Source organism: Salinimonas sediminis (assembly GCF_003429285.1).
Lineage (GTDB): Bacteria > Pseudomonadota > Gammaproteobacteria > Enterobacterales > Alteromonadaceae > Alteromonas > Alteromonas indica.
This window is the reverse complement of the sequence record NZ_CP031769.1, coordinates 2,789,071-2,812,924: the sequence shown is the minus strand read 5'-3', so window position 1 is coordinate 2,812,924 and position 23,854 is coordinate 2,789,071. Positions and strand designations below refer to the sequence as shown.

Below are 23,854 nucleotides of genomic sequence, written 5' to 3'. Positions count from 1 at the left end.
TCACAGCGTTCTCCTTTTTTTGCGCACCGGTACCGTTTTCACATCCTGCTGGCGAATCCGCGGAATAATGTCGGCCATCGCTCCCTGGGCCAGTTCCTCAGCGCCTTCGCGACTAATACTGTGGACCAGTAATTTATCTTTATCCAACACCATACTTACGGTACCCGGGGTCAGGGTAATAGCATTCGCATAAATGACTTTCGATAAAGAATTATCAAATGGTAGCGGGATCTCTTTAAACGTAGGGGTAGCTTTGCGTATGCCATATATTCGTAAACATACATCAATGTTTGAACTGACCACCAGCCGGCCAAGTTTAAAAATAAAGAGAAATAAATCAGAGGTTACCGGGATATGGAACTGTTCATGGTCGATTTCATCCATGCGCCAGTCGAGCCACAATACCAACGCCACAGAGGCAACGCCGAGGCTAAGTAAAAGTACCGAGAAGTGTCCAGACAACAATACCCACATAACGCAGAGTATAATCGCCAGCCTGACTGTCGATTTCACGTTCTTGTCCCTTAATTATTGCTTTTCTACAGGTTATTTTCTTTTCGTTTCTACATCCTTGTACTAACCCTAGCCGAAAAACCGATCAAAAAGCAAAAATAAGGACAGTTTCCGTTCGCTTGGCTCGCCATGGCCGTGACGAATCTGGCATAATGCGGGTTTTTAGCATACTGCGGTTTCTATGCCTTCAATTTCTCATGTATTTTCGGCTGACGGCGCGCTGGCCAAAGCCATCAAAGGTTTTGTGCCCCGCGACGCCCAAACGCAAATGGCAGAAGCCGTGCAGTCAGCGTTGGATAAAAAGCACTGTTTAATTGTTGAAGCGGGTACCGGCACAGGTAAAACCTTTGCCTATCTCGCCCCTGCGCTGAAAGCCAAAGGTAAAGCAATTATTTCTACCGGCACCAAAAATTTGCAGGAGCAGCTGTATCATCGTGACCTGCCACTGGTGAAAAAAGCTTTGGGCAGCGTCCGCAAAACCGCGCTGCTTAAAGGCCGCTCTAATTATTTATGCGTGCATCGTTTAGCCCAGCACGGCGGCAACTCCACGCTGCTTGAAAAAGACATTCTCAATCAGTTATCGGCAGTAAAAACCTGGTCTACCACCACCAAAAGCGGTGATATGGGCGAGCTAAAAACCTTACCTGAAGATGCTAAAGTACTCCCTCTTGTCACCTCAACGGTAGACAATTGTTTGGGGCGTGACTGTCCGGATTACGAAGATTGCTATTTAGTTAAAGCACGCCGCAAGGCACTGGATGCTGATGTTATTGTGGTTAATCATCACTTGTTTTTTGCTGATATGGCATTGAAAGACACAGGCTTTGGTGAGCTCATTCCAGAAGCGGACGCGGTGATTTTTGATGAAGCGCATCAGATACCGGATATCGCCAGTGATTATTTCGGCGAAGCCCTATCTACCCGACAAATTCACGATATGGCAAAGGACATTACACTGTTGTTTCGCACTGTCTTAAAGGATGCAGGGCAGCTTGATAAAACCGCCGACAAATGTCGTATTGTAGCTGCTGATTTGCGTTTATTGTTCCCCGAAACGCCACAGCGTGGCAACTGGGTTGAAGCAATGCAGCGAGAAGATGTGCAAGGGCAGGTGAACCGTTTGGCCGACGCGCTTGGGGTGTTACATGAAGTGTGTAAATTACATATAGGCCGCGATAAAGACTTAGATAACTTATATGAGCGGGTAGTGGAGGCGCGAGAACAACTTGATGCGTTTCGTAATACCGAGCAACAGGGAGTGAGCTTGTGGTATGAAACCACTCACCGCCACATGGTATTGCATTTAACGCCCTTATCGATAGCGGCAAAATTTCGTCGGTTTATCAGCGATCCACCACGCGGTTGGGTATTTACTTCGGCGACCCTCATGGTCGATGAGGGGTTCGAGCACTTTCAGCGACGTATGGGGCTTGAAGAAGCCACTACCCTTGGTCTGGATAGCCCCTTCGACTATCAGCAGCAAGCGATATTGTGTGTACCGCGCTATTTACCCGAGCCGAACAGCTTTAAAATGCGCGAAACCCTGCTCGATACGGCCAAAACCTTGATTAAAGCCAGCCGAGGCCGCTGTTTTTTATTATTTACCAGTCACGCCATGCTACGGCAAACTGCGGCAAGCCTAGAAACTCAAATAGATAACCCATTGCTGGTTCAGGGGACTACCACAAAGCAAGCGCTGCTGGCCGAATACCTGGCGACCGAAAATGCAGTGTTAATGGGGACCGGTGCGTTTTGGGAAGGGGTGGATGTGCGCGGCAGTGATTTAGTGTGTGTTATGATTGATAAGTTACCCTTCGCCTCGCCAGATGATCCACTGTTGCAGGCCCGTATAGAAGATGTCAAAAAGCGCGGCGCTAACCCCTTTGCCGCCATCCAGATACCCCAGGCTGTAATCACTTTGAAACAAGGGGCCGGCCGACTGATTCGCGACCCGAACGATAAGGGGGTGCTGGTTATTTGCGATAACCGGCTGGTGACTAAACCCTATGCAAAAACATTTTTAGCCAGTTTACCTGATATGCGCCGTACCCGAAGCCTGGATGAGGTGGCCGCTTTTTTGACTGATATTGAGTAAGAAGATATGAATTTATTAGCCATTGATACCGCAACCGAAGCGCTTTCGGTCGCCCTGAATTACAAATCAGCACAGTTTCATCGCTTCGATATTTGCCCCCAGCAACATAGCCAGAAATTGCTGCCTATGGTAGATGAGGTGCTGGCAGAAGCGGGGGTTACCTTAGCCCAACTGGATGGCCTGGTATTTGGCCGCGGCCCTGGTAGCTTTACTGGCGTGCGTATCGCCACCGGCATGATACAGGGCCTGGCGCTGGGCGCTAACTTACCCGTGGTGGGCATCAGCACCTTGGCCGCTATGGCCCAACAGGCAATCGAAGAGCAACACGCCACAACGGTGTACAGCGCAATTGATGCCAGAATGAGTGAAGTGTACTTTGGTCATTTTGTAGAAGAGCAAGGATTGGCCTGCTTGCAGGGCGAGGAAGTTGTTTGCCCGCCGGAAGAAGCCGCAGGGCACTGCCCGCAATCGGGTTTTATTGCGGTAGGCACAGGCTGGGCAGCTTATCCTTCGCTTGCGTCGCGCTTAGCGCAGAATGCGCCAAACGTTGAGTTTCCGCAGGCCCGTTATATGCTGCCTTTGGCCAACGCGGAGTTCACTGCCGGTCGTACGTTTAGCGCCGATACCGTTCAGCCGGTATATTTACGCGATAAAGTCACCTGGAAAAAGTTGCCGGGCCGCGAATAGCATTACCCATACCCCGCTTGGTGGTTGCAACAGCTAGCCAATTCAGCCGCGCGGGGTCCCAGCGTGAAATTTAATCTTTTGGGCATATATATTGCTTTGATAGTTTCTGATAAAGCGCTCATACTGAGCATATAAACGTGCAGGCCACGATACCTGACCTGGCTTGTGAACATTATCTAATGGTTGCCCTGTGGCACAGTAACGTGTGAGTTAATCTGCACCTGACTATGGATATCAACGCTACTTTTTCTGTCCTCGCCCCTGACCCGCAAAGTCGGCCGCCCGCCGACACCAGCAAAGTGCGTCGCGTTGAACGTGAGACGCCGGCACCTGCGGTAGAAGCGAGCCAGAGCCTACGCACCAGCGCCGATCGCGATACCCTGAATCAGGCAAAACGGTTCCAACAGGAGGCCGGCTATGATCAACCGCAAGGCAAAGGGCAGCAGGCCGTGGGGGCTTACATGAGCCTGGAGCGTGAAGCGCAGCGCGACACCATCCGTGATATGCTCGGTGTCGATATTTACGCCTAACTGTGTAAATTCTCAGCTTGTTCAGCTTTTATTCATCCCATTTTCATATACTATCGTAATGATAAATCTCGGTCTTCAGGGGATATTTATGTTGTTAAAAGTGTTGTTTGCCAGTGCCGTATTGCTGTTGTCAGGTTGTGCGATGGTACCGGACAATCTGGCTGTGCCAGATGGGACCACCTTGGTATCCTACCAGCAATCAGTGACCGGCGGTGAAGAGGTTACCGGTAGAACTGCTCGTTGGGGCGGGGTGATAGTCGGGGTGGAAAATAAACCTAAAAAGACCTTTGTCGAGGTTGTCCATTTTCCTCTCAATCATTACGGTCGGCCCAATACTTCGGAAGAAACGGTGGGTCGATTTAAAGTACAGATAGACGGCTTTGTTGATCCTATTGTATTTGAAAAAGGGCGGGCGGTTACTTTTGTGGGTAACGTTGTTACGCCGCTAGCCGGTATGGTAGGCGAACAGCCCTATATGTATCCCTCAATTAAAGCGCGGGATTATCATTTGTGGCGGGAAGTGCAAACATACGATGTGTCTACGCTTTACTTTAACTATAATACCGGTTGGTATTCGCCTTTTTACTATCGTCATCATCCGTTTGGCGGCGGCTGGGGTTTTGGTACCTCGCGTATTCGGGTTATTGAAAGTCGGGGCTTTACACCACGTTTGCCGCAGTCAGCGGATCGAGCCCCAGCACAGTTGCAAAAAGTGCCGCCCTCCCGGGGCAAGATAATTAATGATTAAAGACGATCCTTACCTGTTTCAGGCGGTATAAAAGTCTGCAAATAAATGTCATATAGTTGCCGCTGGCCGGCAATTATATGCCAGCAGGGTGGCGGCTTTTTGCCGCCTTTTGCGTTTCCAGACTGACAGGATGACTCATGATAGAAACAGAATTTCAGGCGGGCGCCGCCACACTAACAGCGTTGGATAACCAGGGTGCAGGACCGGTAGTGATTGGGCTACATGGTTATTTAGATAATGCTGCTAGCCTGGAACCGCTGGCCCCCTTCCTCCACAATTGCCGGTTTATTGCCTTAGATCTGGCCGGACATGGAAACTCCAGCCATCGTCCGCATGGGGCCCACTACAATTTAGTCGACTACTTGCAGGATTTACACGCACTCATTCAGCATAAGGAGTTTGATAAAGTCGTGTTGCTGGGTCACTCCCTGGGGGGCATTTTGGCTACAATGTATGCCGCAGTATTTCCCGAAAAAGTCAGCGGTGTCGTAAGTATTGATGCTTGCGGGCCACTAACTAAACCTGTTGAGACCACCACGGAGCAATTGCGTGATTCCATTGAAAGCCGCTTTAAGAAAACCCGTAATCGTTTAAAGGTGGTCGACATTGAACAAGCGGTGGAGGCGCGTTGCCAGGTTAGCGATATCAGTGAAGAGCACGCCCGGGTAATTTTAAAGCGTAATTTGACACAAGATGCCGGTGGGCACTATTTCTGGGCTAGCGATCCTAAGTTGCGTACCCGCTCCAATCTGCGCCTGACAGACCCTCAGGCAAAAGCGTTAATGGGCGATATCCAATGTCCGGTATATTTTGCCGGGGCCACCAATAGTTTTAAAAATCTGCAGGAAAACTATCCTAAACGAGAAGCTTGGTTTAAAAATGCGCAATGTGAATATTTTGTAGGCGGTCATCATATTCATATGGAAAAGCCAGATGAGGTAGGGGCTGCCATCAAACGTTTTGTTGAACAATTGTAAACGTGGTCATTTATCTTTACGGGTACTTCCGCTACTATAGCCAAGTAATCAGACCAGTTGTGCATTTCTCAAACAGCATGCCCTGGAAGTACCGTTAAAAGAATAATAAGTAGGAGGTTTTGTGGAGAAAACCTGGCTGGAGCATTATGACCCTCGTGTAAATGCTGAAATTGACCCGGATCATTATGCGTCCGTAGTAGATATATTTGAGCAATCTGTTCAAAATTACGGCGATAAAACGGCTTATATCAATATGGGCCATGAGATATCGTTTAAAGAGTTGGACGTATTGAGCGCTCAGTTTGCGGCTTATCTGCAAAACAGTGGTTTGCAACGCGGCGATGCCGTGGCAATTATGATGCCCAATCTGCTGCAATACCCGGTTGCCATGTTCGGTATTTTACGCGCCGGTATGGTAGTAGTTAATGTTAACCCGCTTTATACCGCCCGCGAATTGAAGCACCAGCTATCCGATGCCAATGCAAAAGGCATTGTAATAGTGGAGAATTTTGCCTGCACCCTGCAAGAGGTAGTGGCCGACACCCCGGTTAAACATGTTCTTTTAACGGCATTAGGCGATATGCTTCCCGTGCCCAAACGATGGGTGGTTAATCTTGTGGTGAAGCATGTCAAAAAACTGGTGCCGGCGTTTGATTTACCGCAGTCTATGTCGTTTATGGCAGCGGTTAAGCAGGGTGCGAACCAGACCTTCACCCGGCCAGAGATCACCGGCGATGACCTGGCTTTCTTGCAATACACCGGGGGTACCACCGGGGTATCCAAAGGTGCAATGCTGACGCATCGCAATATGATTGCCAATCTTGAACAGGTCTCCGGTATACTGGAGACAGTTATTGATAAAGGTAAGGATTTAGTGGTGACCGCGCTGCCGCTTTATCATATCTTTGCGTTACTGGCCAACGGCTTGCTGTTTTTGAAATACGGCTGCCCAAACCTGCTTATCACCAACCCCAGGGATATGCCGGGTTTTATAAAAGAATTACAGAAATACCCCTTTGCTATCTTACCTGGCGTTAACACCTTATTTAACGGTTTACTCAATACCCCAGGGTTTGCTGAACTGGATTTCAGTAAATTTAAATTTGGGCTGGGCGGCGGGATGGCTGTGCAGCGTCCAGTAGCTGAAAAGTGGCATGAGGTAACGGGCACCGTATTGTTAGAGGGGTATGGATTAACAGAGTGTTCGCCGGTAGTGGCCGTCACGCCCCCACAGATTGGGGAATACAAAGGCACAATTGGCTTACCAGTACCTTCCACCGATATTAAATTGCTCGACGATGATGGCAATGAAGTGCCAGAGGGCGAGCCCGGTGAGCTGTGGGTGAAAGGCCCGCAGGTTATGTTGGGCTATTTGAACCGTCCAGAAGCAACAGAAGAGATTTTAAAAGATGGCTGGTTAGCCACCGGGGATATAGCCCGGGTAGATAAACAGGGTTACTTCTATATTGTTGACCGGAAAAAAGATATGATTCTGGTCTCTGGCTTCAATGTATTTCCAAATGAAATTGAAGAAGTCGCTGCAATGCATGCTGGTATTGTAGAAGCCGCCGCTATTGGCGTAGCGCATGAGGTTAGCGGCGAAGTGGTTAAGCTGTATGTGGTCAAAAAAGACCCCAGCTTAACCGCTCAGGATGTTATTGCCCATTGCCGTAAACACCTTACTGGTTACAAAGTGCCTAAGCAGGTAGTGTTTAAAGACGAGCTGCCTAAAACTAACGTAGGTAAAATTCTGCGTAGAGAGTTGCGGGATTAACCATGCTGTAGTTTACTTTTATTCTTGCCACACCGTATTTTGCCGGCGCGGCGTTTAACAGGTTTATCAGGGACAGCCGGCAAATGCCGGCTGTTTTTATTATTATGGATTATGAATTAGTCACCACTTACCGCGACCTTAAGGCTGTATGTGATGCTGCCAGCCAGTGCGAAGCCATTGCCCTGGATACAGAATTTGTGCGTACCCGAACGCTTACCCCTCAACTAGGCTTGTTGCAGTTGTACGATGGCAAGCAATTGGTATTAATTGACCCGCTGGCCATAGATGATATGACCCCTTTTGTTCGGTTATTGGAAAACCCAGCCGTAATAAAGGTGCTGCATTCATGTTCAGAAGACCTGGAAGCCTTTCTGGCGGCCTTCGATACTTTACCTGAGCCGGTGTTTGATACGCAATTTGCGGCGGCGGTGTTAGGCTTAGGGCCGTCTTTAGGCTATGCGCGACTGGTGGAAGAGTTGAGTGGCGTGGCATTGGATAAAGGCGAATCGCGAACCGACTGGTTGGCTCGGCCTCTCAGTGCCAATCAGCTGGTATACGCCGCGAACGATGTGCTCTATCTGTTACCGGTATATCATCAGTTAAACGAACGCATGGCCGAATGCGGTAAAACCCAATGGGTGTTTGATGAGATAGCCGCGCTGGGACTGAAGAAAAAGTCCCAACTGCCATTGGCGTTTGCTTATTTACCGGTTAAAAATAACTGGAAGCTTAATAGTCAGCAATTAACGGTATTACAGCATTTAGCAGCGTGGCGGCTGGGTACTGCGCGGCAAAAAGACATTGCCCTTAATTTCGTGGTGAAAGAGTCGGTGATGCTGGATATTGCGCTACGCTTACCACAAAGTCGCAATGCGCTTAGCGCTATCGATGGAATGATTGGCCCCACTATGCGTCGACATGGCGACACATTATTAGCAGTGGTGCAAAAAGCGTTGGAAGAATACGATGATATTCCGGCCACGGAGCAATTAGCCCGGGTACGCCGGCTGGTCGAATTTCCAGAGTATAAAAAGATGTTGGGTAAACTAAAGACGCTGGCCGATGATATTGCTGCCCAGCAACAGGTACCCGTTGAAGTTGTCGCATCGAAAAAGCAAATGAATCAGGTACTAAAATGGTATTGGCTGACTTTGGATGAAACCCGAGTACAAGGCCTGAAACCGGATTTGTTAAGTAGTTGGCGAGCGCCCCTTTTTAGCTCTCATTTGGACACCTTACTGGGAACCACCTCATAGGAACCATTATGCTGTGCGCAGTTTACAAAACTCGTAAAAAAGAAGGCATGTTTTTATACGTGCCTAAAAAAGAAGATTTTTCGGCTGTGCCCGAAGCGCTTATGGCGCAATTCGGCCGCCCGGAACTCGTCATGTTATTACCGTTAAATAAACGCGAGGCATTAGGTCGGGTAGATAAGGCAACACTGATAGCAGCCCTAAACGACCAAGGCTTTTACCTGCAAATACCCCCTCGCCAGGAAGATTGGCTGGCCGAGCACCGGTCGTCTTTAGGTCTCTCCTCGCGCGAAGAAACTAAGAAATTTTAGTATGAAACTGTGTCGATTAGTTATAGGCAGCTGGTTGGTGCTGATGTCGCTGGCCGCTACGGCGGCAAAAGATGAAGCAGGCTATAGCCGGTACCTGACCACGTTGAAACAAGAAGCGGTGGCCCAAGGCTACAACGAAACCTGGCTAGAGCCTCTTTTTGCCAAAATGCAGTTCAGGCCTACGGTCGTCAAGGCAGACAAAAATCAGCCAGAGCAAAAAATAACCCTTGATAGCTATCTGGCATCACGGGTTCCTGACTGGAAAGTGGCACAAGCTGTCAAACTGCTGCAGCAGCACAAATCTTTATTGCAGGAGATTGGCCAGCAATACAACGTCCAACCACGTTTCATCGTGGCGTTATGGGGCAACGAATCTAACTTCGGAAAATTGCAGGGCAACTTTGATGTGCTCAGTGCATTATCTTCGCTAGCTTACGAGGGCAGGCGGGAAACACTGTTTAAAAAGCAGTTTTTCGCCGCCTTACAGATTCTTAAAGAAGGCCATATTAAACCAGATAAGCTCACCGGTTCGTGGGCTGGGGCGATGGGGCAAAGCCAATTTATGCCAACCTCGTTTCTCCATTATGCAGTCGATTATGATAAAGATGGCCGTAAAGATATCTGGGGAACGCCCGCCGACGTGTTCGCCTCAATTGCCAATTTTTTGTCCTCAGAAGGCTGGAGTGATCAATATACCTGGGGTCGTCAGGTCATCTTGACCAATGGTTATGATGCGGAACATGAAGGCTTGGCAGCGGCCAACATGGCGCCGTTATCCACCTGGCATACACGCGGTGTCAGGCGCTATAACGGCCAGCCCTTGCCCGATTTGCCTTTGCCTGCCTCACTTATCATGCCTGACGGGGAAAAGGGCAGAATTTATCTGGTCTACAATAACTTTCACACCCTGATGAAGTGGAATCGTTCACGTTACTTTGGGGTGTCGGTGGGCTATCTGGCTGACCGCATTAACAAAGGAGAGTAACCATGTACCGTCATACCGATAACCTGGGCCTACCGGTAGATTTACCAGTAGGCAAAGTTATGTGCGTGGGTCGCAACTATCTCGACCACATTACGGAAATGCAGTCTCAGGTTCCTGTCGCACCGTTATTATTTATGAAGCCGAAAACGGCGCTGTGTCATCTAACACAGCCGGTTAGCATCCCCGCTGATCAAGGGGTTTGTCATAATGAAGTAGAGATTGCTGTGTTGATTGGCCAGACTTTATGTAAGGCACCCCAGGGGGCTACCGACGCTGAACTGCAAAAGGTGATTTGGGGCGTAGGCGTGGGCCTGGATCTGACGTTGCGTGATGTTCAGGCGCAGCTTAAAGCCGATGGTCACCCGTGGGAGCGGGCGAAAGCATTTGACTTTAGCTGTCCGGTATCTGGCTTTGTGCCAGCCTGCCAAATTGCCAGCTTGCAGTCACTGCCATTTAGTCTGTCGGTTAATAATGAGGTTCGCCAACAAGGTAATAGTGCTGATATGATGGGCCCGGTACTAGACCTGCTCGTACAGATATCTCAGCAATTTACACTTGAACCAGGAGATATTGTGATGACAGGCACTCCAAAAGGGGTAGGGCCTCTTTGCCATGGCGACAAGCTGGCCGTTCAACTGGCCGATTTTATTAATATCAATACACATGTAGTAACAATATGACTGAACGGTTCTGGGAAACCAAAACACTGGAACAAATGAATGACCAGGAATGGGAAGCGCTATGCGACGGTTGTGGTAAATGCTGCTTACACAAATTTATTGAAGATGATGAGGCTAATGAAGCAGCCCCAACTGATGAATTACGTGCAGATGAGCAGGTGCATTATACCAATATCGTATGTTCCTATTTGAACACCAAAGCCTGTCAGTGCACTCAATATGAAAACCGAACTGTACTGGTGCCTGACTGCGTGAAGCTTACCAAAGAAAATTTAAAAGATATTTTCTTTATGCCCACCAGTTGTAGTTACCGGCGGCTTTATGAAAATCGCGGGCTGCCGTCATGGCATCCGTTGTTAAATAAAGGCAAGAAAGCAGCAATGCACAAAGAAGGGATGTCGGTTAGAGGCAAAACCGTTTATGAAACAGATGTGGACTTAACCCATTTTGAAGATTATATCGCGCTTTGGCCGCTCGAAGATTTGGATTAGGCCAGTGCTGTTAATCTTCGGCCAACAGCGCGTATAAGTAGGCGTCGCGGCCAAATATCCGCTTTCGACACAATCCTTCAGGCTGGGCCCCCAGCTTCTGGGCTACTTTCATACTGGCTTTGTTAGCAGGTTCAATAAATAGCTCTAAGCGGTGTAATTGCATTTGCGAAAAAGCCAACTTGGTTAAACTTTTACATAATGCTACAGCAAGGCCCTTACCGCACGCATCAGGGCGTATCCAGAAACCAAGGTTAGCAGTGTAGTGCACGGGGTGAATATAATTTATAAAGCCCATACCCAAACAGCGCTGGCCGTCCATCATTAAGTAGGTGATGCCATATCCCGCATCTTTCTTGTGTTCGGCATCGTCGATAAACTTGCGTACGGCAGCAGGGGTAACCGGGCATAGGGCAGTGCCCAGCCATGGCTTAACATGGCTGGCAGCAAACACGCATGCTTCTGCCAGCGCCTGGGTATGGCGGCCAGATAGCCGTGCCACGGTTAACTGGTCGTAATCGGCATGGGCTACCGGCAAGCGCGCGGCAAGGGTGGTAAGATCGGTCAAAAGGGCTTCTTGTCTAACAGGCGGCTAATAAATACTACCAAAAATACAGCAAAATAAGCGCCAAAGATCACAATCATCCATTGCGCCATGCCCATTGACATAAAGCGCCAGCCATCTTCCATGCAATCGCCCTTCGCCGCAAAAATAGCGGGTAACCATTCATGCAATGGCATAAAAGAAGGGAAGTTAGGCACAATTTCACAACTGGCAAAAAATGGGTTTGACGCCTGAAGGATTTCTACATGCTCAAATGCTATCAAGCCCCCCCAGCCAGCTGCTATTGCCCAGCCTGCAAAGCCCAATAAACGGGTGAAGCTGTTGTTAACCACCATGACCAATAGGCCCGCTAACACGATGCCATACATGGCAGTACGCTGGTAAATACACATAATACAAGGCTGAAGCCCCAGACCGTACTGGAAATAAAGGGCCGCCACTTCCAGCGCCAACGCACTGATAAAAAGTAAAGCCCAGGCCGATTTTTTCTCGGCCTGACGGCTTATTAAACGAATTACACTCATCATTTACAGATCACGTTCCTTAATGCGACTCGCTGCCAGTAGATACTTCACCGGAGTGATGTTCAATAAGGTTAGCGTCGTACAACATCTGCGTTGCGTCGAGTAACCCGAAATACGTTGCTGCCAGACCTACCAGTGTCAATACCACGGTGTAGGGTAACGCCATAATTACCATTTTACCGTAAGACAAGCGCAGTAACGGGGCAATGGCTGAGGTCAGCAGGAACAAAAAGGCTGCTTGGCCATTAGGTGTAGCTACGCTAGGCAGATTAGTACCGGTATTGATGGCTACTGCCAGCAGGTCAAACTGGTCACGGGTAATTTTTCCTTCCGCCAATGCGGCCGTCACTTCGGTTATATACACCGAGCCCACAAATACATTGTCAGACACCATAGATAATACGCCGTTGGCCAGATAGAACATGACTAACTGGGTTTTCCCTTCAAAGCTTAGTACCCAATGGATAACGGGTTGGAACAGCCCCTGGTCGATAATAACCGCCACTACCCCAAAGAACACACAAAGTAACGCTGTGAAGGGGAGTGCTTCTTCGAATGCTTTACCCAGAGCGTGCTCCTCGATAATGCCGCTCATGGAGGTAGCCAGAATAATGACTGATAAGCCGATTAAACCCACTGAAGCAAAATGGCCCGCCAAACCGACAATCAGCCATACGCCGATCAATGCCTGGACCGCCAGGCGGGCTTTATCGCGTGTCGTACGTTCCTGGTCCATATGCTTGTCGTAATCCACCAGAATCTCGCGCACGGCTGGCGACAATTGTGCCCCGTAGCTACAAATTTTGGTTTTTTCCAGCACGATGGTAGTGAGGAGTCCGAACACGAACACCGGCAGCGACACTGGCGCCATACGAATAAAGAATTCTATGAAGTTCCAACCGGCTTTATCGGCAATTATTAGGTTTTGTGGTTCGCCTACCATTGTCATAACGCCGCCAAGCGCCGTACCTACCGCGGAATGCATCATCAAGTTGCGTAAAAACGCACGGAAATCTTCTAAGTCGTTGCGGCCCAATTCGTGTACACCATCATCGGTGGTGTGGTCATGGTCATGATGGAATTCTTTGCCCGAGGCAACCTTGTGGTAAATAGTGTAAAAGCCTAGACCGACACTGATAATTACGGCCACCACCGTCAGGGCATCCAAAAACGCCGATAAAAAAGCCGAAGCGGCAATAAAGGACAACGACAATATCATCTTGTTCTTTACTTTAATGACCAGCTTGGTAAACAAATACATGAGCAGATCTTTCATAAAGTAAATGCCGGCAACCATAAACACCAGCAGCAACAGCACTTCCAAATTAACCTGAATTTCGTGCAACATGTGTTCGGGGGTCGTCATGCCGATAGCCATTGCTTCGATAAGCAGTAAGCCACCCGGCTGTAGCGGATAGCATTTGAGCGCCATCGCCAAAGTGAAGATAAATTCGATTATCAGAACCCAGCCTGCCAAATAACTATCCAACATAAAGATAAACGGATTGGCAATTAAACAGGCAATGATGGTGTTCTTGTACCAGTCAGGCGCATGGCCGAGGAAATTTCGGTACAGAGCCATGGACATCGAGGTTTGCATGAGTATAAATCCTTCTACAACTTGTAGACACGCGCTACGTTGTTTTAATTATTTTCGCCAAACCTGAAAAAGTAACCGACAGGCTGGCATATGTAATGACACGTATTGTCATTCTGGGTTTAGAGACAATTAAGCCTAGCGTAAAATTAACAACTGCGGAAGCCAGCGAGCTTATTTAGCCGGCGAATTGCCAATAAAACTATCAATCGCTGGCTATAGTGCGTAAGCAAACCGCAAATTATTACTGCCTTCAGTAACATAGCGTTTCCCTATAGGGCGAAACAGCAAAGGCGAAACCACCGGTTATAAGACTTAAGATGGCAAAGTTTGCCTCGCATAAACTTGCTTATAGGCACTCTACAACATCTATATCAAAAGGGTATCGTAAAAGTTGTACTATCATGCTTTCATACATACGCTAAAATTTGCGTAATAACCGGCCAATGTTTACACCCAGGCAGCGAAAAGCCTGTGTTGGAGGCCATTAATAGATTGTGTATATTAAAAGGCATCTGGTACAATCAGTTGACTATTATAAGAAGAGATGTTCAGGCGAAAAAATTATGATTTATAAGGCCCAGAGTCCTGCCGGATTTGCTGAAGAATATATCGTAGAATCAATTTGGAGCGGACGTTTCCCTCCGGGCACTATTCTCCCCGCTGAACGCGAATTGTCCGAACTGATAGGGGTAACCCGCACTACCTTACGCGAAGTGTTGCAGCGGTTAGCCCGAGATGGCTGGCTGACTATACAACATGGAAAGCCGACCAAAGTTAATAACTTTTGGGAAACCTGCGGTCTGAATATCCTGGAAACACTGGCGCGGTTAGACCAGGAAGGTATCCCTGAACTGGTTGATAACCTGCTGGCTGCCCGCACTAATTTAAGTGCAGTATTTATTCGGGGTGCTATTCGCCATAACCCTGAAGAAGCGATCAAAATTATTTCTCGCTATAAAGACGTGGAAGCGGATGGCGCTGCCTTCGCTAATTATGATTATCAAATGAATCATGATCTTGCTCTGGCCTCGGGTAACAATGTATTTGTGTTAATGATGAATGGCTTCAGAGGACTCTACTCGCGTATCGGGGGCTATTTTTTCTCGCATGAAAATGCCCAACGGGTAGCGCGTAACTTTTATGCTAAGCTGCTTGAAGTGGCCGAACAGGGCGATTTCGATGCGGTGCCGGTAGTGGTTCGTAACTACGGAATTGAATCTGGCAAAGTGTGGCAGCAGGTACGTGAAGAAATGCCCAAAGATTTGGTCGACTAACCCTAATAAAATGCTATCTGAGCGCTGTTCTTAGCATGTAGCTCAGCGGGGATTGCCCGAAAAGTGTAAACAACAAAAAGGTGCTTCAGCACCTTTTTTTGTGCGCGCCCTGTTTCCTCGGTCCTGCAGTGGTATTGCCCCGCATTTTTCACATAATGGCGTATCCGCGGGGGCGTCTCTTAATCCTACCTTTAACACTTATCTGACCTGTGTGCGCCGAGGCGCGTGCTATGCTTTTGAGTGCAGTATACACCCTGGCTATGGCTTGGTTGCCTGTAGTAATTGGCGGTATTAACCGTACCCGCCAGGTATTTATGACCCTTACTATTACAGGAAAATCGGTTATGGATATTAACCCGTTGGTGTGGTTTGAAATATATGTAGATGATATTAAACGCGCCCGTGCATTCTATGAAACTATGCTTGATACCACCCTTGAGGAACTTAGCGACCCCTCTGATGAAGCTTTGACCATGCTATCTTTTTATGGCAATCATGAGGCGCACGGCTGTAGCGGTGCGTTGGTTCATAACCCGTCACATCAAGCCGGCACTGGCGGAATTATTGTTTATTTCAGCTGTGACAACTGTGAACAGGAGCAACAGCGGGCACAACAGGCTGGGGGCAGCGTGGTACAAGCCAAAATGGCGATAGGTGAATACGGCCATATTGCCTTGGTGAAAGACACCGAAGGCAATACTATTGGTTTACACTCGCTACAGTAAACAGCCCTGCTTTTTTAGTGGGCAGGTGAAGGGCAACCATCGTCAGTTGCCTTTTTTCCATAAATTCTGATGCTTTTTGTCGGCAAAGAAATCGGCAGGCTCCCACCATGGTGGCGCAAGCTGGTCTACTGAATCGGCATTGAAGTTACTTTTCAGCTGACTCATTATTTCCTGCAACCGGTCGCGGCCGATGCGCATTAATTTTTTCTGATTAGCCGGGAAGTACAGATTGCGGGATTTGCTGACCACCTCATCCGGCCCCGAAGTGGTATAGTTCAGATTCCGCGACACAACCCGACAATGGGGCTCGGCCGGGTGTTTTGGGTTCAGCTGATTCACAATAGCGTATTCAAACTGGTTTTTTTCTTCCCCCCGTTCATTTTCCGGTATAAAGGCTATGCCAAAACCTTGCGGGAAATAGCCAACAATCTGGATAAATGCCTCGGCCAGTTTATTATTCAGGCCGCCTTTTTTGGCTAACTGTTCTATCAGTAAGTAGCCTTTAGGTAATTCCTTGCGGGTATAATCACTTTTGGTGGAAAGAATAATCGAAACATAAATTTGCGGTACTTTAAGTAACTCACCAATACCACTTTTTGATACAAACGCATCGTGCATCAGCTTTTCGCGAAATAAATTTGCGGCTTCATGCAGCTGGTTGAAGCGGTGACGTTCCTCCACATCCACCCCCACATAAGTCGGCATGCCCAAACCGCGTTTTAGATAATTCATGGTATGTAAGAAGTTTAGCTTAAGTAACGCTTTACGTTGGCCTTCAGCCAATAGCCTGAATTCATTTTCGTCGCGGTTTTCGCCCACCAAAATATGTTGCGCATCGGGATGCTGCAAGCCAATGTCCTGCAATAACGCTGCCGATATTAACGGAATAGCCAACTCTTTTTCCCACTTATCGCGCCAGTAGCGATCACCATTCATACGTGACAAAGAAGGGCGATAAAGCGCCAGATAAGGATGAGAAATACTTTCATCCTGAATCAGTTTGTCGACCAGGCGCAATATCAGCACCGCTTTATACAGCGGCTTTAAGCGCTGATGGAAGCGGGCAAACCCCGGGGCCGTCCCTTGGGTTAATAACATAAGTGTGCCCAGGAACTTTGCACTAAGTAACTGTGTTTCGTCATAGTTATCCGCTTCACACAGACTGATAATAGTGCGGCTTACCGTATTGATGCGTTCAATGCGGGCTTGCCGCTCATCTTCCAGCTTTTGCTTACTTTTTTTCAGCTTAATGTGTAACTCGGCAACCTGTGAGCCTGTTTCATCGCGCTCCATGGCACTGGCGAGCTGCTCTTCGGTTTCCCGGATATGGACCAACAAGGAAGGCGTTAGGGTATAAAAATGACGTGCGTCAGCATATATTGACGGCGCGCTAGTGTCATTAGGATACACCTCATCAAGCAATTTTTTAATTTGCTGGGTGTACAGGCTATCCGGGTTTTCAATCTTCTTATTCACATCGTTCCTTTTGCTGCCCCTGGTGGAAAGAGGGCTGCGACTAAACCATTCACAACCGATAACCCAGTTGTATGCGGCGCTACACGCAAATTACAGGTGCAGGGATAATAGTTAACATACCCAGAGAGTGTGTTTAACTGAATTTATGTTATAAAAGTGTTAACAGTACAAAAGAAGGATGCGTTGTGCCTACTCACTTTTATATCTGGCGATGCCGGTAATGCTGGCCTCTCCGCCCAAAGAATTCGATTATATTATAGTCGGAGCGGGATCAGCCGGGGCCGTATTGGCAGCCAGACTTAGTGCGGATCCTGCCATAACCGTGTGTCTTATTGAAGCAGGGAAATGCGATAAACACCCATTAATTCATATTCCATTTGGTTTAGCAGGGTTAAGTCGCGTGACGAACCTGAATTGGGGATACACCACTGCGCCACAAACCGCCCTTAATGACCGCGAATTATTCTGGCCCCGCGGCAAAACGTTGGGCGGCAGCAGTTCTATTAATGCGATGTGCTACATTCGAGGACAATACAGCGACTACGATGACTGGGTGCGGGCCGGTGCCATAGGTTGGGGCGCAAAAGACGTCATACCTTGGTTTAAAAAGGCCGAAAACTTTGCCGGGGAGGCAGATGAATATCATGGCCATGGTGGCCCATTACAGGTTAACTCACTGCGCCATGTCGACCCCCTTTCACGGCGTTTTGTAGCCGCCGCTCGCGAAGTAGGATTGCCACAGTGCAATGACTTTAACCGCGCCCATCGCGAAGGGCTGGGTTTGTACCATGTTACCCAGTCACAGGGTCAGCGCTGTTCAAGTGCTAAAGCCTATTTAGGCGGCATTACAGGGCGGGTAAACCTGGTCATTAAAACCCAGGTATTGGTTGAGAAAATACTGATAAAAGCCGGAGCGGCAGCGGGGGTACAGCTTCGAAGTAGTGGCACCTCAGAGCAAATTCTGGCCCGAAGCGAAACCATAGTATGTGCTGGTGCTATCAATTCGCCCCAGTTATTAATGTTATCCGGAATCGGGCCCAAACAGGAATTACAACGTCATGGTATAGCGCTGGTGGCAGAGGCCCCGGGTGTAGGGCAGAACCTGCAAGATCATTTAGATGTGATCGTACAGTGCGCAAGCGCTGGGCGGCACGGCTATGCAGTAACCCCGGCAGCGCTACCTACGTTTTTCCATGCCGCTTTGGCGTACGCCTTTCGGCGGAATGGACCGTTCAGTTCCAATATAGCTGAAGCGGGTGGGTTTGCCTGTTCTGCTACCGCGTCTCCTGGCAAACCCGATTTGCAATTTCACTTTTTACCGGCGCGCTTGAACGACCATGGCCGACGTACCACTTTTGGTTATGGCTTTGGCTTGCACGTATGTAATCTGTACCCCAAAAGCCGCGGCGAAATTCGCTTATACAGTAGTCACCCGGCCGATCCGCCGATTATTGATCCCCGTTATCTTAGCCATCCTGCAGATTTACCTGTAATGCTTGATGGGCTACGGATGGCGCGCCAAATTCTTCATAGTGAAGCCTTGGCGCCCTGTTTGAAAAAAGAAGTGTTACCCGGTATGGAACGCACCAGCGATAGCGCGTTAACAGAATTTATCCGTGAATATAGTGAGACTATTTATCACCCTGTAGGCACGTGTAAAATCGGCCGCCCCGACGATTCATGGGCAGTGGTTGACCCTGAACTAAAAGTTATAAAGGTAAAACGGTTACGGGTGGTCGACGCCTCGGTAATGCCTTCTATTATAGGCGGTAATACTCATGCTGCTGTAGTGATGATAGCTGAACGGGCTGCCTGCTTTATCCTGCAGGATCGGCAGCGCCGCGGTACTGCTGCATAAATAGAGCGGCAGCAGTATCACACATGTCATCAATATGACTGCTGTTGGCATACACGCCATCAATTACTAGTCGCGCAATACCATGTAAGGTACCCCAGGTAACTTGGGCCAGCCTTAACGCATCGGTATCTGCTGGCAATAAGCCATGCTGTTGCCAGTGCCGTGTCATGCTTACCTGATAATGAAAAGTAGGGTAGGCCACCGCTTTCAAATCTTCAGTGGCATTATTATGTTGCCACAATGTACGGCCAAACATCAGGTCATATAGCTGCGGATGCTGCGCCGCATAATGAATGTAGGCGTGAATAAACCGGGTTAGGCGGGTTTTGGCCGGCAAGTCTTCACGTTCAAAAATTGACTGCGCAGTAACTTTCCAGTTTTCAAACCCGGTAGCGGCAATGGCGCTAAGCAGTGCATTCTTATCTTTGAAGTGATGATAGGGGGCGGTACGGGACACCCCGAGATCTTCAGCAAGTTTGCGCAGTGACAGCTGTTCGATGCCATGCAACTCCAACCGTGCGGTAGCGGCGCTGATAATGGACGCGCGCAAATCGCCGTGATGATAAGCCTGTTTGTGAGCCACATTACTGCCTGTATAAATGTAAATGAAATGAAAAAATCTATCTTGACACTGTCAATATTGCATACTATCTTGACGCTGTCTAGTTTAGTTGGCGTTGAGCCAGGGCGCACCACAATTTTCGTATTTGCCCTTATTTTTTACTCTGTTTACAGGCGATCTCATGGAAAACCACACCCCACATTCTGTCTATCCTCATCTCTTTGCCCCCCTGGATTTGGGGTTTACGCAGTTAAAAAACCGGGTACTGATGGGGTCAATGCATACCGGACTGGAAGAGATGCCCAGTGGGCATAAGCATATGGCAGCGTTTTACGCAGAACGCGCGAAAGGGGGCGTGGGCCTGATTGTTACCGGGGGCATAGGGCCCAACGAAGAGGGCGCTACTCACCCGGTCACACGGCGCCTTAATAGTGATAAAGCGGTGGCCCATCATAAAGAGGTCACTGATGCTGTGCACCAGGCGGGCGGAAAAATATGCATGCAGATACTGCATACCGGGCGTTATGCTTACAGCGAAAAGCTGGTGGCTCCTTCCGCTTTACAAGCACCTATCAATCCGTTTAAGCCCAAAGCCTTAACAGATGATGAAATTCATCAGCAAATTGATGACTTTGTATTTACTGCACAACAAGCGCAAAAAGCCGGGTACGATGGCGTAGAAATTATGGGCTCCGAGGGTTACTTTCTCAATCAGTTTATCGCCCGTCGTACCAACCATCGCGATGATGGCTGGGGTGGGGAGTATGAAAACCGCATTCGTTTACCCATTGAAGTAGTGCGGCGGGTTCGCGAGGCGGTGGGCGAACAGTTTATTATTATTTATCGGCTTTCTATGCTGGACCTGGTCGAAGGGGGATCAGATTATGCCGAGGTCGTGCAGTTAGGTAAGCTCATTGAGCAGGCTGGGGCGACTATTATCAATACCGGCATTGGCTGGCACGAAGCACGCATCCCTACTATTTCAACCCGGGTGCCCCGGGCTGCGTTTACCTGGGTTACAGCAAAATTCAGGCAAGCACTCTCCATTCCGGTAATTACTTCAAACCGTATTAATACCCCGCAGGTGGCTGAAGCGGTATTAGCTCGGGGGGATGCCGACATGATTTCCATGGCCCGGCCCTTTTTAGCGGATGCAGATTTTGTTATCAAAGCAGAACAGAATAAAGCCGATGAGATTAATACCTGTATCGGTTGTAATCAGGCGTGCCTGGATCATGTATTTAACGGCAAGCTAACCAGTTGTTTGGTTAATCCTCGAGCCTGCCACGAATTACAGCTGGTTATCAAACCCGCCGAGCAACGCAAAAATATTGCTGTGGTCGGCGCTGGGCCGGCTGGTCTGGCGGCGGCGGTGACGGCGGCGTCTCGCGGCCATAAGGTCACGCTGTTTGATAAAGAGTCTAGCACCGGTGGCCAGTTTAATATTGCCCGTCAAATACCCGGAAAAGAAGAGTTTAGCGAAACATTGCGTTATTTCGATAAACAATTAGCACTGCATAATGTCACTGTAAACCTCAATACCGAAGCCTGCGCCCAGCAACTCAATGATGCTGGTTTTGATGACGTTATTCTGGCTACCGGAATCGTGCCCAGAACGCCGGACATAGTAGGCATTGATCATTCCAAAGTGTTGTCATATCTGGATGTGATAAAACATCATCGTCCGGTCGGCCAGAAGGTCGCAATTATTGGTGCCGGCGGCATTGGTTTTGATACCGCAGAATATCTTGCTCACGGTAAAGCCCAGCCCAGTCTGGATATCCCCGCGTTTATGCGCGAATGGGGCATAGATATGACATTTACTGCCCGTGGGGGCGTTGAAGGTATGCAACCTGAGCCTGAACCGGCGGCGCGCGATATTTATCTGCTTCAACGCAAAACCAGTAAAATAGGGGCTGGTCTAGGGAAAACTACCGGGTGGGCGCATCGGGCCAGCCTGGTAAGTAAAGGGGTCACCATGCTTACCGGTGTGCATTACAATAAAATTGATGATGCTGGTTTGCACATCACTGTCGACGGTGAGGCCAAACTACTGGATGTTGACCATATTATCGTGTGTGCGGGGCAAGAGCCTTTGCGGGCACTGACCGAGGGTCTGACGATGCCTTATCATCTGATTGGGGGGGCCGACGAAGCTTTGGAGCTTGATGCCAAACGGGCCATCGATCAAGGTACACGGCTGGCAGCCAGCCTTTAGCAGATTAAACAAAGGGCATCCTGGGATGCCCTTCAAGTCGTTAATACCAACACGGCTTATTAGCTGTCTTGCTGCATAAACGGGTAGTCGGTGTACCCTTCTTCGCCGCCACCATAAAAGGTATCCGGGTCGGGTTCATTCAGTGAGGCGCCCACTTCAAAGCGTTCTGCAAGGTCGGGGTTCGCAATATAGGTACGGCCGAACGCCACCGCATCTGCATACTCTGACTCCACCGCATTTTGTGCGGTAAGATAGTCGTAATCACCATTGGCGATATAAAAACCCTGCCATGCTTGGCGCAGCGCTGCCTGAATTTTAAGGTCCTTGTTATTGGTCGGCAGCCCTGGAAAACGCTCAACCATATGCAAATATGCTAAACCATACTGGTTCAGGCGCTCAATGATATAAGTAAACGTGCCTAACGGATCGCTATCATCTATGTCGTTCTGATTACCGATAGGAGACAGGCGAATACCCACCTGAGAGGCGTCCCACTGACTCAACACCGCCTCTGTGACCTGACTGAGAAAACGCATCCGATTTTGCACAGAACCACCGTATTCATCTTCACGCTGATTCGTTTTGTCACGCAAAAACTGGTCTATCAGATAGCCGTTAGCTGCATGAATTTCTACTCCGTCAAAACCTGCTTCGCGCGCATTTTTCGCTGCCTGGCGATAATCTTCCACCGTGTTTTCTATTTCTTCCACACGCATTGCTTTGGGAGTGGACGCAGGCTGCTTCTGGCCATCAAAAAACACCTCTACATCGGGTTGAATAGCAGAAGGCGCAAGGGGGGCTTGGCCATCAGGCTGAAAGTGCGTATGGCTGATACGCCCTACATGCCATAATTGCAAAACAATTTTACCGCCTTTAGCATGCACCGCGTCAGTAATTTCACGCCATTTGCTTACCTGTTCCGCGGTATAAATGCCTGGTGTTTGGATATAACCCTTTCCTTGTGGGTTAATTTGCGTCGCTTCTGACACAATCAAGCCCGAAGAAGCCCGCTGGGCGTAATACGTGATAGCCATATCCGAAGGGATATCCGTGTCATCATGGGCACGGCTGCGGGTGAGCGGTGCCATAAAAATGCGATTACGCAGTTCAATCGTACCGGTACTGCCGGCTGAAAATAAATCTGTCATGAAAATTCCTGAATAGACCACAAAAAAGCCGGGCAACGGCTGCCCGGCTATCTAAAGTTAAAGAGAATTTACGCGGTTTGTTCTTCGTGTTTGCCTTCGCGAAGCTCTTCCACCACTTTTTTACAAAACGCTTCCAGGTCATCAGGATCGCGACTGGTCGTTAGTCCTTGATCCACTACCACTTCCTGGTCTACCCAGTTGGCGCCAGCGTTCATCAGGTCTGTCTTGATTGATGCAAAAGAAGTAATCGTACGGCCTTTCAACACATCAGCTTCGGCCAACAACCATGGCCCGTGGCAAATAGCTGATACCGGCTTGTGCTGAACAAAGAAATCACGAACAAACTGTACCGCTTTAGCATTGGCACGCAATGTATCAGGGTTCAATACACCGCCAGGCAGAATCAACCCGTTGTAGTCTGCCGCAGACACTTCATCTACCGTTTTGTCTACCGGAAACTTGTCGCCTTTATCGGCATGCTGCATCCCTTGAATTTCACCTGATGCCAGCGACACGATATGTACCTCTGCCCCCGCATCCTTTACCTTTTCCATTGGTTCGGTCAGTTCAACTTGTTCAAAGCCGTCGGTGGCAAGAATAGCAACGGTTTTACCTGTTAATACACCCATTATGACGTTCTCCTAAGTTAACAATGTGCCTCTTCGTACGCACCGTTCGCTTAATCAGGATCGTTTACAAACATTAAATCTTGGTCAGGCGTTAAGGGGCCGGTAAACCATAAGCGAGTATTATTTAAGGGCTATCAGAGCGCTTTTCTATTGCCAGCAAATCGGGCGTGGTAACTACCACGCCGGTTGTCAGCCGCGTAGCCGGTAAAGGTTGCCGGGCCTGGCCACTGCAAT

23 protein-coding genes are annotated in these 23,854 nt (G+C 48.8%); 15 read left to right on the top strand and 8 right to left on the bottom strand.

What is annotated here, in order from left to right:
• Positions 1 to 513, bottom strand: coding sequence for a Na+/H+ antiporter subunit E (locus D0Y50_RS12470; RefSeq protein ID WP_133175143.1), 513 nt, complete (start codon positions 511 to 513; stop codon positions 1 to 3).
• 181 nt (positions 514 to 694) lie between these two features.
• Here D0Y50_RS12470 and D0Y50_RS12465 point away from each other — a divergent pair, with 181 nt between their 5' ends.
• The 11 genes from D0Y50_RS12465 (at position 695) to D0Y50_RS12415 (ending at position 11,044) form a co-directional block, all read left to right on the top strand.
• The gene (locus tag D0Y50_RS12465) at positions 695 to 2,608 is read left to right on the top strand and encodes an ATP-dependent DNA helicase (RefSeq protein ID WP_108568305.1); all 1,914 of its coding nucleotides are present in this window, start codon (positions 695 to 697) and stop codon (positions 2,606 to 2,608) included.
• Between the two features lie 6 nt (positions 2,609 to 2,614).
• On the top strand, positions 2,615 to 3,295 hold the full coding sequence (tsaB, locus tag D0Y50_RS12460; RefSeq protein WP_108568304.1) for a tRNA (adenosine(37)-N6)-threonylcarbamoyltransferase complex dimerization subunit type 1 TsaB: 681 nt from the start codon (positions 2,615 to 2,617) through the stop codon (positions 3,293 to 3,295).
• 227 nt (positions 3,296 to 3,522) lie between these two features.
• Positions 3,523 to 3,825: a hypothetical protein gene (locus D0Y50_RS12455; RefSeq protein ID WP_108568303.1), complete on the top strand. Its 303-nt coding sequence runs from the start codon at positions 3,523 to 3,525 to the stop codon at positions 3,823 to 3,825.
• A gap of 88 nt (positions 3,826 to 3,913) precedes the next feature.
• Complete coding sequence (locus D0Y50_RS12450) at positions 3,914 to 4,573, top strand: Slp family lipoprotein (protein WP_108568302.1); 660 nt, start codon at positions 3,914 to 3,916, stop codon at positions 4,571 to 4,573.
• Positions 4,574 to 4,710: 137 nt separating this feature from the next.
• Positions 4,711 to 5,550 carry an alpha/beta fold hydrolase gene (locus tag D0Y50_RS12445; RefSeq protein WP_108568301.1) on the top strand — a complete coding sequence of 280 codons (840 nt, stop codon included), beginning with the start codon at positions 4,711 to 4,713 and terminating at the stop codon, positions 5,548 to 5,550.
• Positions 5,551 to 5,671: 121 nt separating this feature from the next.
• A complete protein-coding gene (gene fadD / locus D0Y50_RS12440; protein WP_108568300.1) occupies positions 5,672 to 7,324 on the top strand; it encodes a long-chain-fatty-acid--CoA ligase FadD in 1,653 nt (550 codons plus the stop codon).
• A gap of 83 nt (positions 7,325 to 7,407) precedes the next feature.
• Entirely contained in the window at positions 7,408 to 8,580 is a 1,173-nt protein-coding gene (gene rnd / locus D0Y50_RS12435; RefSeq protein WP_332308352.1) for a ribonuclease D, read from the top strand.
• Between the two features lie 8 nt (positions 8,581 to 8,588).
• Complete coding sequence (locus tag D0Y50_RS12430; protein ID WP_108568299.1) at positions 8,589 to 8,888, top strand: YcgL domain-containing protein; 300 nt, start codon at positions 8,589 to 8,591, stop codon at positions 8,886 to 8,888.
• Position 8,889: 1 nt separating this feature from the next.
• Positions 8,890 to 9,873: a lytic murein transglycosylase gene (locus tag D0Y50_RS12425; RefSeq protein WP_117317232.1), complete on the top strand. Its 984-nt coding sequence runs from the start codon at positions 8,890 to 8,892 to the stop codon at positions 9,871 to 9,873.
• A gap of 2 nt (positions 9,874 to 9,875) precedes the next feature.
• On the top strand, positions 9,876 to 10,553 hold the full coding sequence (locus tag D0Y50_RS12420; RefSeq protein WP_117317230.1) for a fumarylacetoacetate hydrolase family protein: 678 nt from the start codon (positions 9,876 to 9,878) through the stop codon (positions 10,551 to 10,553).
• Positions 10,550 to 11,044: a YcgN family cysteine cluster protein gene (locus D0Y50_RS12415; RefSeq protein WP_108568296.1), complete on the top strand. Its 495-nt coding sequence runs from the start codon at positions 10,550 to 10,552 to the stop codon at positions 11,042 to 11,044. The genes D0Y50_RS12420 and D0Y50_RS12415 overlap by 4 nt, the downstream gene beginning before the upstream one ends.
• 10 nt (positions 11,045 to 11,054) lie before the next feature.
• On the opposite strand, the gene D0Y50_RS12410 is transcribed toward D0Y50_RS12415, so the two are convergent.
• From D0Y50_RS12410 to nhaB, 3 genes are read right to left on the bottom strand one after another with little or no spacing between them, the layout of a single operon-like run.
• Positions 11,055 to 11,609, bottom strand: coding sequence for a GNAT family N-acetyltransferase (locus tag D0Y50_RS12410; protein ID WP_108568295.1), 555 nt, complete (start codon positions 11,607 to 11,609; stop codon positions 11,055 to 11,057).
• Positions 11,606 to 12,133: a disulfide bond formation protein DsbB gene (dsbB, locus tag D0Y50_RS12405; RefSeq protein WP_176582456.1), complete on the bottom strand. Its 528-nt coding sequence runs from the start codon at positions 12,131 to 12,133 to the stop codon at positions 11,606 to 11,608. The genes D0Y50_RS12410 and dsbB overlap by 4 nt, the downstream gene beginning before the upstream one ends.
• 16 nt (positions 12,134 to 12,149) lie before the next feature.
• Positions 12,150 to 13,730 carry a sodium/proton antiporter NhaB gene (gene nhaB, locus D0Y50_RS12400; RefSeq protein ID WP_108568293.1) on the bottom strand — a complete coding sequence of 527 codons (1,581 nt, stop codon included), beginning with the start codon at positions 13,728 to 13,730 and terminating at the stop codon, positions 12,150 to 12,152.
• A 563-nt stretch (positions 13,731 to 14,293) separates the two neighbouring features.
• On the opposite strand from nhaB, the gene fadR reads away from it, so the two are divergent.
• The gene (fadR, locus tag D0Y50_RS12395; RefSeq protein ID WP_108568292.1) at positions 14,294 to 15,004 is read left to right on the top strand and encodes a fatty acid metabolism transcriptional regulator FadR; all 711 of its coding nucleotides are present in this window, start codon (positions 14,294 to 14,296) and stop codon (positions 15,002 to 15,004) included.
• 230 nt (positions 15,005 to 15,234) lie between these two features.
• Complete coding sequence (locus D0Y50_RS12390; protein WP_232366253.1) at positions 15,235 to 15,729, top strand: VOC family protein; 495 nt, start codon at positions 15,235 to 15,237, stop codon at positions 15,727 to 15,729.
• A 42-nt stretch (positions 15,730 to 15,771) separates the two neighbouring features.
• On the opposite strand, the gene D0Y50_RS12385 is transcribed toward D0Y50_RS12390, so the two are convergent.
• Positions 15,772 to 17,205, bottom strand: coding sequence for a hypothetical protein (locus D0Y50_RS12385; protein ID WP_108568291.1), 1,434 nt, complete (start codon positions 17,203 to 17,205; stop codon positions 15,772 to 15,774).
• A 220-nt stretch (positions 17,206 to 17,425) separates the two neighbouring features.
• Between D0Y50_RS12385 and D0Y50_RS12380 the strand changes: the two genes are divergently transcribed.
• Entirely contained in the window at positions 17,426 to 19,063 is a 1,638-nt protein-coding gene (locus D0Y50_RS12380) for a GMC family oxidoreductase (RefSeq protein ID WP_108568339.1), read from the top strand.
• Here the strand turns inward: D0Y50_RS12380 and D0Y50_RS12375 are convergent.
• On the bottom strand, positions 19,023 to 19,646 hold the full coding sequence (locus D0Y50_RS12375; RefSeq protein ID WP_108568290.1) for a TetR/AcrR family transcriptional regulator: 624 nt from the start codon (positions 19,644 to 19,646) through the stop codon (positions 19,023 to 19,025). The two genes, D0Y50_RS12380 and D0Y50_RS12375, sit on opposite strands and share 41 nt — an antisense overlap.
• A 160-nt stretch (positions 19,647 to 19,806) precedes the next feature.
• Here D0Y50_RS12375 and D0Y50_RS12370 point away from each other — a divergent pair, with 160 nt between their 5' ends.
• A complete protein-coding gene (locus D0Y50_RS12370; RefSeq protein ID WP_108568289.1) occupies positions 19,807 to 21,843 on the top strand; it encodes an NADPH-dependent 2,4-dienoyl-CoA reductase in 2,037 nt (678 codons plus the stop codon).
• A gap of 59 nt (positions 21,844 to 21,902) precedes the next feature.
• On the opposite strand, the gene D0Y50_RS12365 is transcribed toward D0Y50_RS12370, so the two are convergent.
• Entirely contained in the window at positions 21,903 to 22,991 is a 1,089-nt protein-coding gene (locus D0Y50_RS12365) for an alkene reductase (protein ID WP_108568288.1), read from the bottom strand.
• 68 nt (positions 22,992 to 23,059) lie between these two features.
• Positions 23,060 to 23,620: a type 1 glutamine amidotransferase domain-containing protein gene (locus tag D0Y50_RS12360; RefSeq protein ID WP_108568287.1), complete on the bottom strand. Its 561-nt coding sequence runs from the start codon at positions 23,618 to 23,620 to the stop codon at positions 23,060 to 23,062.
• Between the last annotated feature and the right edge of the window lie 234 nt (positions 23,621 to 23,854).